At 58.9% G+C, this 14,386-nt stretch carries 11 protein-coding genes; 8 read left to right on the top strand and 3 right to left on the bottom strand.

Annotated elements, in window-relative coordinates; genetic code table 11:
- Positions 1–118 precede the first annotated feature (118 nt).
- The gene (locus tag BCV67_RS12120) at positions 119–1,486 is read right to left on the bottom strand and encodes an alpha/beta hydrolase (RefSeq protein WP_082746631.1); all 1,368 of its coding nucleotides are present in this window, start codon (positions 1,484–1,486) and stop codon (positions 119–121) included.
- Between the two features lie 149 nt (positions 1,487–1,635).
- Here BCV67_RS12120 and BCV67_RS12115 point away from each other — a divergent pair, with 149 nt between their 5' ends.
- From BCV67_RS12115 to BCV67_RS12110, 3 genes are all read left to right on the top strand, one after another.
- Positions 1,636–2,079, top strand: coding sequence for a DUF2834 domain-containing protein (locus tag BCV67_RS12115; RefSeq protein ID WP_197430035.1), 444 nt, complete (start codon positions 1,636–1,638; stop codon positions 2,077–2,079).
- A gap of 692 nt (positions 2,080–2,771) precedes the next feature.
- The gene (locus BCV67_RS20130; protein WP_156455878.1) at positions 2,772–3,482 is read left to right on the top strand and encodes a hypothetical protein; all 711 of its coding nucleotides are present in this window, start codon (positions 2,772–2,774) and stop codon (positions 3,480–3,482) included.
- Between the two features lie 449 nt (positions 3,483–3,931).
- A complete protein-coding gene (locus BCV67_RS12110; protein WP_065868224.1) occupies positions 3,932–6,088 on the top strand; it encodes an AAA family ATPase in 2,157 nt (718 codons plus the stop codon).
- Positions 6,089–6,518: 430 nt separating this feature from the next.
- Here the strand turns inward: BCV67_RS12110 and BCV67_RS12105 are convergent, their stop codons facing one another.
- Positions 6,519–7,031 (bottom strand): GlxA family transcriptional regulator, encoded by a 513-nt coding sequence (locus tag BCV67_RS12105; protein ID WP_231732511.1) that lies wholly within the window; start codon positions 7,029–7,031, stop codon positions 6,519–6,521.
- A gap of 226 nt (positions 7,032–7,257) precedes the next feature.
- Between BCV67_RS12105 and BCV67_RS12100 the strand changes: the two genes are divergently transcribed.
- On the top strand, positions 7,258–7,650 hold the full coding sequence (locus BCV67_RS12100; RefSeq protein ID WP_062169668.1) for a hypothetical protein: 393 nt from the start codon (positions 7,258–7,260) through the stop codon (positions 7,648–7,650).
- A gap of 104 nt (positions 7,651–7,754) precedes the next feature.
- On the opposite strand, the gene BCV67_RS12095 is transcribed toward BCV67_RS12100, so the two are convergent.
- Entirely contained in the window at positions 7,755–9,200 is a 1,446-nt protein-coding gene (locus tag BCV67_RS12095; RefSeq protein WP_237334375.1) for a serine hydrolase domain-containing protein, read from the bottom strand.
- Positions 9,201–10,175: 975 nt separating this feature from the next.
- On the opposite strand from BCV67_RS12095, the gene BCV67_RS12090 reads away from it, so the two are divergent.
- From BCV67_RS12090 to BCV67_RS12075, 4 genes are read left to right on the top strand one after another with little or no spacing between them, the layout of a single operon-like run.
- Positions 10,176–11,087: an STM4015 family protein gene (locus BCV67_RS12090; protein ID WP_062169672.1), complete on the top strand. Its 912-nt coding sequence runs from the start codon at positions 10,176–10,178 to the stop codon at positions 11,085–11,087.
- 22 nt (positions 11,088–11,109) lie between these two features.
- Positions 11,110–12,219, top strand: a complete 1,110-nt coding sequence (locus tag BCV67_RS12085) for an STM4014 family protein (RefSeq protein ID WP_062171827.1) — start codon at positions 11,110–11,112, stop codon at positions 12,217–12,219.
- Positions 12,212–13,027 carry an STM4013/SEN3800 family hydrolase gene (locus BCV67_RS12080; RefSeq protein ID WP_062169675.1) on the top strand — a complete coding sequence of 272 codons (816 nt, stop codon included), beginning with the start codon at positions 12,212–12,214 and terminating at the stop codon, positions 13,025–13,027. The genes BCV67_RS12085 and BCV67_RS12080 overlap by 8 nt, the downstream gene beginning before the upstream one ends.
- Entirely contained in the window at positions 13,024–14,385 is a 1,362-nt protein-coding gene (locus BCV67_RS12075; RefSeq protein ID WP_062169677.1) for an STM4012 family radical SAM protein, read from the top strand. The genes BCV67_RS12080 and BCV67_RS12075 overlap by 4 nt, the downstream gene beginning before the upstream one ends.
- Position 14,386: the final 1 nt, after the last annotated feature.

Raw genomic sequence — 14,386 nt, 5'->3', positions numbered from 1 at the left:
CGCATGACCAAAGCCCCTCTCCCGCCCGCGGGAGAGGGGTTGGGGTGAGGGCAGAACAAAACCACCAACCCCAAACCTCCAACACCCCAACCAAACTCACCAACAAAACCCAACCAACTCACCGCTCAACACACCCACCACCAACCTCCCCACCCCCAACAAACACCCCAACCGCCTCAACAAAACACCCAGGCGCAAAGTAAGACAGCAAATGCGCCCCACCTTCCACCGTACTGAAACTCACCTCCCCAGCCTTCCCCAGCACAGCCGCGTGCTCCACCGCGCCCGCATACGCCGTATTCGGATCCAAGGTCCCATGCACAACCAAGGTCCTGGGTAACGCACCCGGCGACTTCCCAAACCAGGCATCCTTGGCATAAGCAGGCACAGGTGCCCCCACCAGAAACCCGGGGATCGCACTGACAAACAAAGCCCCAGCAGCCTCCTGCTCAACAAGCTCGCGCGTAAGCCCCGGCCGCGCATTGTTCTCCGACGCCGAGATCAACATCACCAGCGGCAACGAAGGCTGGTTGTTACCGCCCTGCCCCATCCCGGCCATCGCCGTCTTCAACTCCGCCACCGTCGCCAGCAGCGCGGACGTATCGTCCACCGCCAGCCCATCAACGATGTATGGAATACGCGCACGCAGCGCCGGGAAGTTAAGCAGCGAGCCCAGCAACCGGCGCAGATCACCACCCGGCACCTCGCCCCTCCATCGCGCCGCCGGCGCAGCGGCCAGCACACGCTGATAGACCGCCACCTTCTGCTCACCCAGCACCGCACGCCCCACCGCATCCACCAGCGCCGTGCGCCGGCTCAGATCCCACTGCTCGGTGGTCTCCAGCGGCACCAGCCCATCCAGGATCAAACCGTCCAGCGGCATTGGCGCCACCTGCAGCGCACGCAAGGCCAGCTGCGTGCCATACGACACCCCGTACAGATAGGTCGGCCCATTGCCGCGATAGCGCGACATCAGCAGCGCAAGATCCTGCGCCGCCTCGGTCACCGAGAACGCCTGCGTGCGCGCCGCATCCGCGTACATCGCGCCAATGCAGCCACCCCACTCGTCCCCGGCCAACGCAACACCATCGGCGCTGTCCGCCGCCTCCTGCACCGGGCAGATGCGCTCCGACCGGCCCACGCCACGGTGGTCCGGAATCACCAGGTCATAACCGGGAAACGCGCGCCGGAAGGTCGCAACCACCGGATACAAGGACGCCCCGGACTCACCAGGCCCACCAGCCAACAACCAAACCTCCCCACGCCGCTCCCCCGTCTCGACAGGAAAGCGCCGCACGAACAGCTTCAACGAACCATCGCCCGGCGACTCATGCCGCAGCGGAACATGGGTGGTGACACAGAGACTGTCTTTCAGCGCAGGAGACGAATCCGCGTCGGCGCAGGCCACCGGCGCCTCGAAAGCCAGCTCCGCGCGCGCGGGAAGCGCTGCAAATAGCGCAGCCGCAAGAACAACAGATCGAAACATCGACTTTCATCCCCTGATGAGCAGGCGACAGCATGCCAGTGTGCTGGGGCTGCGGGAATGTCCATCGGTAATGGGTGATTGGGGACCAAGCGCGCCGACGTGCTGCCTTGTGTCGCTGAGCTCTTACGGGGCTCGGAAATAACTGTGGGTTGGACTTCCTTGATCGCACTGAAACTCCGAGCTCGCCGCTCATCAAGGCCCAAGATTCATTGGTTCCAGCGATAATCCTAGGTAGAGACGCCCAACCTAATCAGCCGGAGAGCAACATACGGTTTGTTTACCTACTTCTCTGCATCGCAGGCACCGCCCTGCCCCTCGCCCAGTTTGTGCCGTGGCTAATCGCCAACGGCCTCAATGTGCCGCTTCTGCTGCAGCAGGCGACTTCCAGCAACATCGCGGCGTTTGCTTGGGCAGACGTCCTCGTCTCAGGGCTCGCAACGATTGTGCTCATCTGCGTCGGGGGACGCAGGCTCAGGATGCGCCGCCTGTGGATGCCGCTGTCCAGCATCGTGATTGGTCCGTCCTTGGCACTCCCCCTTTTTCTGTATCTCAGGGAGCGGCATCTCACAGCAATGAAGGAACAGACCCGGTAACGCCGATAGCCTGAGATCGGGACTGCAACCACCAACTCAACTCATTTATAGCTGCTCGGTGAAGCTATAAGAAATTTCGAGAAAACCTGGCAGGCGTATAGTTCCAAAACAGGGCAAGAAGCACGCAGAAGCGTAAGAGCGCCTGTAGCAATGCACTCAGACCAACGTCCCCTTCCGACCCATAGCGGCCATTAGTGCCGCCGCCGAGCCTGGCTCTGGGTCTGGTTATACGCAGGCTTGTTAGCCGGGCCTGGCGGCCCTAAGATCGGGCTGTATCAAGGGCAAAGCCCACCATACGGCGCTTTGTGGGTAAGTCGTAATAACCGGACCCCGAAGCCCGTCTATTAGATAGCTAGCTGCTCGAAACGAGGTTTATCGATGACTACGAAGCCCTGCTCCAAATGCCAAGACCTCTTGAGTGGTGCCGTCTCCTCTCGGCACGAGCAACTCGAACGATCCGGCGTGTCAAAGAGCGTCGGCCATCACGGCAACCGTGATGACGAATTTTTTTATATATGCCGTAATTGCGGCACACAGTTTATTGGCGACAGCTGCGGTACTTGGCCCTCCAAGGAGTAGCCATCAAGCTAGCAGCTAACAATTCATTCAAGCCGAAGCCGCTTCGCGACTCGGCTTAATTCAGGCGTTGTGCAGACAGGGGGATCTCGATGCTAAAGGGGGCGGGAACACATATGAAGAGCATGGAAGGCGAGTTCAATTGGCTTAAGCTGATTGGATCTATTCTTCTGATATTCTCCGGTGTCTATCTGCCTCTCGTTGCAGCCCAAACAGCGAGTTCAGTGGTTGCCGTGAGCGCCGCTCTGTCTGCAGCCGGAGGGGCGCTGCTGGCAGATGCCTTCTCAACTCCACGCAGATACATAAAGTCAATATCTCCGCGACTTAATTCAATCAACAGACTTCTGGCGACTATCACATCCCAAATTAGCGCGGTAATTATTGATGAGAAAAAGAAGTCGCAAGACAATCATCCAATAAACAGGCTGTCTGAAACAATTCCCTCACTCCGGGCAATAATTGCGGACATAAATGACCTGACCGGTGAAAAGTTCGACCCAGGAGTTCTCAATGACACCATTACATCCATTGGTGAACTGATAACGAAGATTGAGAGCGGCACCATTGGCGCTACACCTGAAGAGCTGACAGAGATATTAAAGGACATCCAAGATAACCTGAAGCAAGACGGTGGCAAGGGATTCATTTCTGAGTCGTCCTGTCCTTACGCAGGATGCGACGGTCGTGCGCCTGTTGAACTGCAACCATACCCATCTACAAGCCGAATTGTTTCTTGCCCGACCTGCAGCAAGCGGTACCATGCGCAAAGAACATCCATGGGTGGCGTGGAAACGAAAATATGGGGCGCCAGCAAGAAGCCCACATAACAATTCATTCAAGCTGAAGCCGCTTCGCGGCTCGGCTTAATTCTGGCATTGAACGGCGAGCGTGTGCAGATTTCCGTGTAGAAGGTGATTTGAACAGTCATAGTTTTTGTGCCCGGCCAGCATCTGGGATACATGTCCGCTCTTGTCTGCGACTATCGGTACTGTCCGTCCCGTCGCCCCGAAGCGGACTTTTGAGAAGACTGCTTGTGGCCGCATGACGCCATGCGCCCCATAACTGTAGGTCGCGGCAGGCACAAATCGGACAAAAGCACTCTTCATAGTCAGGATAGAGGCGGAAAACATGCAGGGATTGGGAATGTTCCCAAGCAGCTTTGTCATCGTTTACAGGAGACGGACAAAGTCGGTGTAGCAGGCCACTCTTGGATCGCCTATGCTCCTCCTCGTCAACAGAGATGGCGCAAAGCCACTTAGCACTCAGGAGTCAGTTTATGATCACGGAATTGAACATAGATGGCGTCACGAGTTACAAATCCAAGTCTACTCTCTCGCCCACGAACAAGACGTCTCTAATCTACGGGCTAAATGGCGCAGGTAAGAGCACCATCTCCCAGTTTTTGTACAATCACACTGAATCTCGGTTTGATAAATGTAGTCTGAAAACCAGTCAGCCATGTGAAATATTGGTGTACAACCAAAGCTTCCTCGACGACTACTTTTACGAAGAGGAAGATTTAAAAGGGATTTTCACCCTCTCCAAAGAGAACAAGGTTGCGCTCCAGCAAATTGAAGCCGAGACGAAAGAGCTGGAGAAGCATCTGATCGCTCAGCAGGAGAATTCAGCTCGGGCCATTGAGAACACGGCAAAACTCGATCAAGAAAAGACAAAGGCAAGCGGAAAGGTCTGGGAGATCAAGACGAAATTCGCAGGTGGAGACCGCGTTCTGGAGTTTTGCCTGGAAAGCCTCAAAAGAACAGAACTTCTCTTCCAGCACATTATTGGGTTGGCTCTTCCGGAAAGCGCACCTGGCTACACCATAGATGACCTGAAGGCTGAGGCGTCGTCCATTGAAGGCGAGGGTGCAGCTACATACACGAAAATTCCAACCCTTTCGGCCGACTGGCTGACCATTGAAGGGGATTCCCTCTGGTCGAAAATCATTGTCGGCAGCCAAGAAGGTTCAGTTGCAGAGTTTATTTCAAAAGCGCGAAATTCTGACTGGGTGAAGCAAGGGCTCCAATACATTTCAGATGATAAGGATCCTCAGGCCTGTCCTTTCTGTCAGAAAGAAACGATCACTAGAAATATCATCGATTCCATCCGCAAAGTCTTCGACGAAGACTATGAGCAAGATGTTAACCAACTGGAGTCATTCAAGATCCGCTATGAGGCTCTAACCTCCGGCATGACTCTCCAGGATATCTCAAACTCTCCGCTTGCCAGCAAAAAACTTGTTGAGTCCTGGCGCGCAGCCATTGAGGCTTTGAAGGCGTCAGTCCGCGAAAACATTCTGCATATTAGCAACAAGATCAAAAGCCCGAGTACGCCAGTTGTCCTCACCGAAACCCAGTCCGCCATCGATGTGATCAATGATTTGATCGGCGACCTGAATGTGCTGATTGAGACACATAACGACAAGCTGGCGAACAAGAAAAAAACTCGGGAAGACATAAGGTTGCGCTTTTGGGCGTTGATGCGCTGGGATTATGATCAGACGATTTCTGCCCACTCGCAATTAGCTTCAGATCTCAAGGATGAGGCCAGAAAAATAAGCCAAGAAGCTACCAGAATTGGCGCTGATGTTACAGCCTCTAACGGCAAGCTTGCTGCTCTCAGAAAGCAAACGGTGAACATCGAAGAGTCAATCGAAAATATAAACGCTGGACTGGTGGAGATTGGAATCGATGGGTTTTCTGTGGTGCCCTACGGTGAGAATTTCTATCGGGTGTCCAGGGCTGCCGATCAAGCGAATGCTTTTCACTCGCTGAGCGAGGGGGAGAAAACTGTTATTAGTTTTCTATACTTTATGGAGCTTTGCAAAGGACAGAAAACGGCGGCTGCTGTGCCTCTGCCTAAAGTGGTTGTGATTGATGATCCAATCTCCAGCCTTTCTCACCTCTACGTGTTCAACATTGGGCAGCTGATCAAGAAATATTTCATTAACGATAAGATGTTCGCGCAGGTGTTTGTTCTCACCCATAGTCTGTATTTCTTCTACGAGCTGACGCACACCAGCAGCGAAAAGCGTGCGGAGACGCAGCACTTATTCAGAGTTTTAAAAAATACAAATGGGAGCGCTGTGATTCCAATGAAGTATGAGGAGATCCAGAATGACTACCAGTCCTATTGGTCAATCATAAAGGACCCGGCGTCACCGCCTGCGTTGATTGCTAACTGCATGCGGAACATTGTCGAATATTTCTTTAATTTTGTTCAGAAAAAAGATTTTAATAACGTTTTCCAGAAGCCAGCCCTGTCAAGTGATAAGTTCGCGACATTCTACAGGTACATGAACCGGGAGTCGCATTCCTTGGGTCAAAACATTTTCGACATAAAGGAATTTGATCACAATGTATTCAAAGAAGGCCTGAGGTTGATCTTTGAAGGGTGTGGGTATGCGGAGCACTATCAGGCTATGAGTAAGTAAATCCAGCATGGGGCGGGCATTCGTAATGTGGTGAGCGCACCGTCTTTTCGACTGTTCGCGCAATCCTCTCGTCGCAAGGTTGGTGTGGCTCGGAATGCGTCAGGCAACAGCTGTGTAACGAGAAGGGGACGGACTAATTTTCCATTTCAGCCCATTTTCAGCCCGGTTGGAGCCATTTAAGTGATTTGTCCGCTACATTATCGATAACGAAGGATCGGGCATTTTGTCTTCACAATGAATGATTGAGTGCCACAGATGCGTGCGCTCACCAGTGCCTAGAGAATGCTTATTGATCTGACTGACACAGACAGAGGATCCAGCCGGTCAATCAACGGGCTACTTCTGGCCGGAAGCTGTCGGAGGCGCACAAGAAGGCTACTGCCAAGAGCATCAAGAATAGAGCGGATTTTTTCTGCTCATCACTGTTTAATCACAGCCCACCAAACCGCCTCCGATACTCCCCCGCCGACAACCCCACAATCCGACTGAACACCTTCCGGAACGAGCCCGGGTCGCTGTAACCCACGTCCCAGGCAATCCGCTCCAGCGGCACGTTACTGGTCTGCAGCATCTCGCGTGCGCGGGCCACGCGTACGCGCTGGCAGTACTCGGTTGCGGTCATGCCGGTGGCTTTCTGGAAGCGGCGCAGGAAAGTGCGCTCTTCCAGCCCTGCGCGTTGTGCGAGTTCAGTGGATGCGACCTGTTTGGCATGGGTGTCGTGCAGCCATTGCTGCACGGCCAGCACTGCGGCGTCGCCGTGCGTCAGGCGTGGCGAGAAACTGCTGTAGTAGCGCTGCTGGCGGCCGGGTGGATCGATCAACAGCGTGCGTGCGACATCCAGCATCACTGCAGCGCCGAGGTAGCGGTCTACCAGCCGCAAGCCGAGGTCGGTCCAGGCCATGGCGCCGCCTGCGCTGAAGATGTCGTCGCCGTCGGTGAGCATCTGGTCCACGTCCAGCATCACCTCGGGAAAACATGCAGCCATACCATCAAGTGGGGCTGCGCTATCGCTTCGTGGGGCTCGGGCCTCGCTTGTGTAGCGTCAGCCCAGGGCCGAGCTGATGGAGCATGTAATATCGCTAAAACCATGGCCCCTACCCGCTTGCATCTGGTAAAACCCAGCACGGAGTTGCCTATCAACTTCTGATCCGACCTACTGGACGTAACCAATGCGATTCAAACCTTTCAATCTGGCTGCCTTTCTTCTGCTCGGAGCTGCTGCACCCGCCTTCGCTCAAACAACCATCTGCAAGGTCGAGGGTGACTCGACCGGCCCGGAACTGATCTCCTGGGACACCAAGACGCAACGGGCGGAAGTGAAGATGCTGGGCGAAGCCCTGCAGGGAAAGCTGACCTGGCGGAGGAAGCACGATGATCTTGGCGACAAGGTCAACCTGAGCTTCACGCCTGCTGATCCGCTGGTTGGGGATGAGTATGAGTTTGTCGTGTTCCCGACCGAGAGCGGGCACCGGGTGATGGGCGTGGGCTACAAATACTACGGCGGCGTCAAATATCTCAATATCAGCCAAGGGAACTACAGCGCTACCTGTAGCTCGCTGTAGTTCTGCCGATAGCGTGGTGGCTACTTCTTCGGTGTGTGGGCACAGCAGAAGCAATACTGGAAACCCGGCGCTGATCGCGGCCGCTTGGCTCGACCAGGCGGCGGCTATTTCGGGCACGCCGTGGCCGGGTCCACCTTTGCCACGTCGGCGCCCCACAGGCAGACAATGCGATCCAGCGCCAAGCCGCTGCGCGAGTTGCTGAAGAACACGATGCCATCGCCCGTTGCAGGCCGCATCAGGAACTTGGCGCGGAAGCCTGCCTGGTTACGGCCATCGTGACCGACGGCGACACTGCCATCGGGAAGCTGCTCAATGAAGTGGCCCAGCCCATAAACCATTTCCTTGGGTGCGCGTGGCGCACTCAGCTCTGAAGGTGCATGCAGTTGCGAAAGCTGCGCGTGGTTCAACGGGTGTGCGCCGGGGGTGCCATCCATGCCTGCGATCATCCAGCGCGAGAAGTCGCGCACGCTGGTAGTCAGCGTTGAAGGCGCCTGCTCCACGTAGTAACGCATGGGCACCGGACTGCCATCGTCGCCATACCCTTCAGCGGCACCTGCAAGCACGGCGGGCGTCATCGCCACGCTGCTGTGCGTCATGTGCAGCGGTTTGAATACCAGTTCACGCGCCAGATCCTGATACCGGCGCCCAGTGGTTTCCTCGAGGGCCAGTTGTAGCAAGGTATAGCCGCCACCGGAGTACTGAAACCTGCTGCCCGCCGGTGCAATCAGCTCGACCGCGCCGCGCCCGTTGGTCTGCCCCGCCAACGACTGCTCCAGTGTTGGCAGCGCCTTGAAATCAAGCCAGCCCTCGTAACCGCCCACACTGGTGCCGGCACTGTGGGAAAGCAGGTGACGAACCGTGATCTTGCGGTAGTCGTACGGGCCCTGCGCCACCGGCCATGGCGAGAGTAGATCCGCCACCGGTTGATCGAGCTGGATACGGCCTTGGTCGACGAGGCGCATCGTTACCCAGCTGGCTATGGGCTTGGATAGTGAGGCTGCTACGAATATGGTGTCGGGAGTTACCGGCACTTTGCCTGCGTGGTCTGCATGGCCGAAACCACGTGCGTATGCCAGCTTGCCGTCGACGATCAAGCCAACTGAAACGCCCGGAATCTTGGCTTCTTCCATGATTGCAGGCACCTCGCGCTCGATGACCTGGGCGAAAGATGGGGGGTTCTGTTTGGCCGATTGGGGCGCGGCTTGGCTGTTGGTGCTGAACGCGGCTAGAAGCATCAAGGCTAGGCTGGACTTGATCCTTGACTGCGGGTGACGAGGCGCTGGGCGGTGAATTCGCTTGGGGTGCATGACTTCGGTCTCTGCCTGGAGTTTTTGAGCTGCAGCGGAATTTTTGAGTGGATGTAGCGTTCGGGGGCTGGGGGCGGTAGCTGCGGGGTTGTGGTGCTGCTGGTTTTGGCAAGGTTCTCTCAGGCGGATGCTGCTGTAGCGCCGGCGTCCTTTGAACGGCTCCGAAGGATGGGTGAACGTCTCCTGGCTTTTGTAGGAGCGGCGTGAGCCGCGAAGCTGGGGATGCTTGGCGTGTTGGTTCATTGCGAAGTGCACCCCTCCCCAACCCTCCCCTGCGCGTTGCGCAAGGGAGGGGGCGAAGCTGGCTTTGCTTGGAGCTGCGGCGTTGCTGGCGTGCTTTTGTAGGAGCTGCGTTAGCTGCGAAGCTGGTGATGTTTGGGGTGTTGGGCTATTGCGAAGTGCACCCCTCCCCAACCCTCCCCTGCGCGTTGCGCAAGGGAGGGGGCGAAGCTGGCTTTGCTTGGAGCTGCGGCGTTGCTGGCGTGCTTTTGTAGGAGCTGCGTTAGCTGCCAAGCTGGTGATGTTTGGGGTGTTGGGCTATTGCGAAGTGCACCCCTCCCCAACCCTCCCCTGCGCGTTGCGCAAGGGAGGGGGCGAAGCTGGCTTCGCTTGGAGCTGCGGCGTTGCTGGCGTGCTTTTGTAGGAGCTGCGTGAGCCGCGAAGCTGGGGATGCTTGGGGTGTTGGGCTATTGCGAAATGCCCCCCTCCCCAACCCTCCCCTGCGCGTTGCGCAAGGGAGGGGGCTGAGGCTGGCGTTGTTTGGAGCTGGTGCGTTGCTGGCGCGCTTTTGTAGGAGCTGCGTTAGCTGCGAAGCTGGTGATGTTTGGGGTGTTTGGTTATTGCGAAGTGCACCCCTCCCCGGCCCTCCCCTGCGCGTTGCGCAAGGGAGGGGGCTGAAGCTGGCTTTGCTTGGAGCTGCGGCGTGGCTCGCGCGCTCTTTGTGGGAGCGGCGTTAGCCGCGAAGCTGGGGATGCTTGGGGTGTTGGGCTGTTGCGAAGTGCACCCCTCCCCCGCCCTCCCCTGCGCTACGCGCAAGGGAGGGGGCTCAAGCTGGCTTCGCTTGTTTTGGTTGCTTGTCTTTTGTGCTTGATTGCTGCGTTAGCACGGGATGATTACGGAACGACGGCGGCTCCGTGCGCGCTGGCAAACGTGATGCCCTGCTGCCAGCGCAGCCAATCTCTCGGTTATGCTACGGCACCATTCCGGCAAGGACGTACCGTGACCATTGGCGAATACACGCAGGTTTATCGTGGCAAGAAAGTCGTTGATTTCAAGATGGGGGGCTCCGCTGTAGCCGGCGATGTCGCTTACCGCTTGATGCAGGAATACGACAGCGACGAGAGCCAGGAAGAACTGCTGGCCAATTTCTTCGAGCACGTTGATCCGAAGTCGATTGAAGTGCTGATCATCGGTGCATGGGATGAAGCTTCCAGCGATGGCCCGCAGGGCCTGATCGATGGGCTGATTGCGCGCCGTGCCGAGCTGGGCAACCTGAAGGCGCTGTTCGTGGGCGATATGACCTACGAAGACTGCGAGATGTCGTGGATCAACCAGATCTCCTACAACCCACTGCTTGAGGCATTCCCGGGCCTGGAATCGCTGCGTATCCGTGGCACTTCCGAACTGGAACTGCAGCCTTTCACACATGCGTCGCTGCAGGAGCTGGCGATCGAGAGCGGCGGGCTGCCTAACGAGATTGTCATTGCCATCGCCAACTCCACCCTGCCGGCCTTGCGCCACCTTGAGCTATGGCTTGGCGATGACGGTTATGGCTTCGATGGCGATGTGGCGGTCTACCAGCGCCTATTGTCGGCAATCGGGCCGGAGCGGCTGCAGTACCTGGGCCTGCGCAACGCGATGATCAGCGACGAGCTGGCGGTGTGGTTGGCCGGTGAGCCCTGGCTGGGCTCGCTGCAGACGCTGGATCTGTCGCTGGGCACTATCGGCGATGTGGGTGCGCAGGCGCTGTGCGAGAGCCCGAACCTGGGCAACCTGCAGAGCATCGACCTGAGCCACCACTTCATTTCCGAAGAATGGCAGAAGAAGCTGCAGGCACTGCCGTGCACCGTGGTGCTGGACGATCCGGAAGAAGAAGATGACGGTGACCGCTACGTGGCGGTGTCCGAGTAAGCCGAAGATGGCGGATTGGCTGTTGATCGGCCCGCGCGGCAGCCGCCGTATCGCGTGGTTGCAGCGTGCCCTGCGTGATCAGGGCGCGCCCGCTGCGCATGTGTTCGATTACGAAACCCTGCTTGCCGAACCTGCACGGTTGCCTGAGGCACTCGCGCAGCTGCCCGGCGCCATCGTCAAGCTCGAATCGCCGGGGGAAGCGCCCGCGCTGCACCAGGCCTTGGTGCGGCGCGGCTGGGAGTTGTCCGGCGCTGCAGGCGATGCCCCGCAGCCGGCCGCGCATGGCGAGCTGGCCCATCAACAGTTCTGGTATGCCGGCTTTGCCGATGTGCTGGCGTCGCTGCCAGCGGGGCCGCGTTACCTCAATGCACCGGCCGATCTGGCCTGCATGTCGGACAAACTCCGCTGCCAGCAGCATCTCGCCGCAGCGGGCGTTGCGGTGCCGCCGTTGTTCGGCGTTATCAGCAGCTATGAAGAACTGCGTGAACGCCTGCGCGATGTCGGCTGCGAGCGCGTCTTCATCAAGGCCCGCTACGGCTCGTCCGGCGCGGGCGTGCTGGCTTATGCACGCAACCGCGATGGGCGTGAGGTTGCCTACGGCTCTGCGGAGCTGGCTGAGCAGGATGGCCGCTGGCGGGTGTTCAATTCGCTGCGGCAACGCCGTTACGACCGGCATGACGACATCACACGGCTGGTGGACCTGCTTGCCATGCAGGGCGCTTACATCGAACGCTGGATTCCGAAGCCGACGGTGCCGGGCAGCGATGGCCGTCGCTACGACGTACGCATGGTCACGCTGGATGGCCAGCCGCGGCAGCGGGTGGCGCGGATGAGCGCAGGCGCGCTGACCAACCTGCACCTGGGCAATGCACGCACCGGTTTGGATTTTCTGCTGGACGCAGAGGCCATCGAGCATCTGGAAAGCGCCACCGCAACAGCAGCGGCCGCATTCCCGAACAGCCGCATGATCGGCTTCGATCTTATCGTGCGCGGCACGCGCAGCTGGGTGCTGGAAGCCAACGGCTTCGGTGATCTATTGCTGGATCTGCGCCACGCCGGCCGCACCACCTATGAAGACCAAGCCTTGCTGGCGCCCGTGCAGCCAGCAATCAACGAGTACGCCCATGCTTGAGACCCCCTTGCCCGACATGCACCGCATCGTCGGCAGCCATGATGTGGTGATGATCACCCTGGACGCCCTGCGCTTCGACGCCGCCCAGCGTTGCTTCGAACGCGGCGAGCTGCCAGTGCTTGCACCGCACCTGCCGGCCGAAGGCTGGGAGCTGCGGCATACGCCGGGCAGCTTCACTTATGCGGCGCATACGGCGTTCTTTGCCGGCTTCCTGCCCACGCCTGCGCGGCCCGGCCCGCATCCGCGCCTGTTCGCATTGGAATTCGAAGGCAGCGAGACCATCGTGCCGGATACCTTCGTGTTCTCCGGCCGTGCCGATATCGTCGGCGGCTTCCGTGATCAGGGCTACCGCACCATCTGTATCGGCGGCGTCGGCTTCTTCAACCGTCGCAATGCGCTTGGCTCGCAACTGCCGGGCCTGTTCGAAGAAAGCCATTGGCAGCCGGAGTTCGGCGTGACCGCGCTCGATTCCACGCAGCGCCAGGTGGCACTGGCCTGCGAGCGCCTCCAGGCAGCGGGCGACCAGCGCTGCTTCCTCTTCATCAATATCTCGGCCATCCACCAGCCGAACCGGCATTATCTGGCCGGCTGCGAGACCGATGGCCTGGACAGCCACTGCGCCGCGCTGCGCTATGTAGATGACGAGCTGGCAGCCTTGTTCACCGCCCTGCGCGCGCGTGGTCCGGCCTTCGTGATCATCTGCTCCGACCATGGCACCGCTTACGGCGAGGATGGCTTCCACGGCCATCGGCTCGCCCACGAGACGGTAATGAACGTCCCCTATGCGCATTTTGTGTTGAGCCCATGACCGCCCATCGATTGTCCGAGCTGTTGCAGCTCGAGCCTTACCAGGCCTATTCGTACTCCTACCCGCACAAGTCCGCGTACCGGCCGATCACCCAGCCGCCGCTGCTTGCCGATGCCTGGGCGAGTGAGCCGCGTGATGCGCTGTTCCTGTACCTGCATGTGCCTTTCTGCAGCTACCGCTGCGGCTTCTGCAACCTGTTTGCGATGGCGCGCCCGGCGCCGGCACAGGTAGAGGCCTATCTAGAGCAGATGGAGAAGCAGTTGCGGGTGACCGCCGATGCCTTGGGCGAACACCGCTTCGTGCGCTTCGCGCTGGGCGGCGGCACGCCTACCTATCTGGATGCGCCGCAACTGCAGCGGCTGTTCGATTTCGTGCAGCGCCACGCCAACATCGACCTGCATTCGATTCCCGCCGGCATCGAGGTATCACCGGAAACCGTGGACGCGGCCAAGATGAAAATCTGCCGCGACGCCGGCATCGACCGCGTCAGCATGGGTATCCAGAGTTTCAGCGATGCTGAAGTGCGCTCGCTGGTGCGGCCGCAGCAACGCGCGGTGGTCGAGGAGGCCATCACGCAAATTCGTGCGGCGGGCATTCCAACGCTCAACCTGGACCTGATCTACGGCATCGCCGGGCAGACCGTGGCCAGCTTCCTGAGCTCGATCGACAGCGCTCTCGCCTTCCAGCCTGAAGAACTCTATCTCTATCCGCTGTACGTGCGCCCGCACACCGGGTTGGACCGCATCGGTGCTAAGGAAGGCGGCAAGCGCACCTTCGTCATTCACCCCGAGTCGGTGGACAACCGGCTGGCCCTGTATGAAGCCGGCCGTGAGCGATTACTTGCTGCAGGCTATGTGCAGGTATCGATGCGGATGTTCCGCGCGGCCAATGCGCCGGATTCCGGCGGACCGGCTTACTGCTGCCAGAGCGATGGCATGGTCGGCATTGGCTGCGGCGCCCGCTCGTACACCAGCGGCCTGCACTACTCCAGCGAGTACGGCGTCAGCCGCCGCTCGGTGGCGGACATTCTCGCGCACTACCTGGAACGCGATGAGGCATCCTTCGCCAGTATCGATTACGGCGTGCGATTGGATGAGGACGAGCGACGTCGTCGCTATGTGATCCAATCACTGCTGGCACAGCCGGGCCTGGATCTTGCGCAGTACCGTGAGCGTTTCGGTACGGAGTGCTTCGACGATCTGCCGCAGCTGGACGAGCTGTTCGAGCAAGGCCTGGCCACGCGCGAGGACGCACTGGTTGCGTTGAATGACACCGGCCTGGCCCGCGCCGACACCATCGGCCCCTGGCTGATCTCCGCCGGCGTGGCAGAGCGCATGCGCGACTACCAATTGGACTGAG

Origin of the sequence: Stenotrophomonas nitritireducens (assembly GCF_001700965.1) — a bacterium.
GTDB lineage: Bacteria > Pseudomonadota > Gammaproteobacteria > Xanthomonadales > Xanthomonadaceae > Stenotrophomonas > Stenotrophomonas nitritireducens_A.
This window is presented reverse-complemented; position numbering and strand designations above follow the sequence as displayed.

Coding starts and splice junctions, on each gene's coding strand:
- BCV67_RS12095 (WP_237334375.1), bottom strand. CDS start 9,200: ATGAACCAACACGCCAAGCATCCCCAGCTTCGCGGCTCACGCCGCTCC.
- BCV67_RS12110 (WP_065868224.1), top strand. CDS start 3,932: ATGATCACGGAATTGAACATAGATGGCGTCACGAGTTACAAATCCAAG.
- BCV67_RS20130 (WP_156455878.1), top strand. CDS start 2,772: ATGAAGAGCATGGAAGGCGAGTTCAATTGGCTTAAGCTGATTGGATCT.
- BCV67_RS12080 (WP_062169675.1), top strand. CDS start 12,212: ATGCTTGAGACCCCCTTGCCCGACATGCACCGCATCGTCGGCAGCCAT.
- BCV67_RS12075 (WP_062169677.1), top strand. CDS start 13,024: ATGACCGCCCATCGATTGTCCGAGCTGTTGCAGCTCGAGCCTTACCAG.
- BCV67_RS12105 (WP_231732511.1), bottom strand. CDS start 7,031: ATGCTCACCGACGGCGACGACATCTTCAGCGCAGGCGGCGCCATGGCC.
- BCV67_RS12100 (WP_062169668.1), top strand. CDS start 7,258: ATGCGATTCAAACCTTTCAATCTGGCTGCCTTTCTTCTGCTCGGAGCT.
- BCV67_RS12120 (WP_082746631.1), bottom strand. CDS start 1,486: ATGTTTCGATCTGTTGTTCTTGCGGCTGCGCTATTTGCAGCGCTTCCC.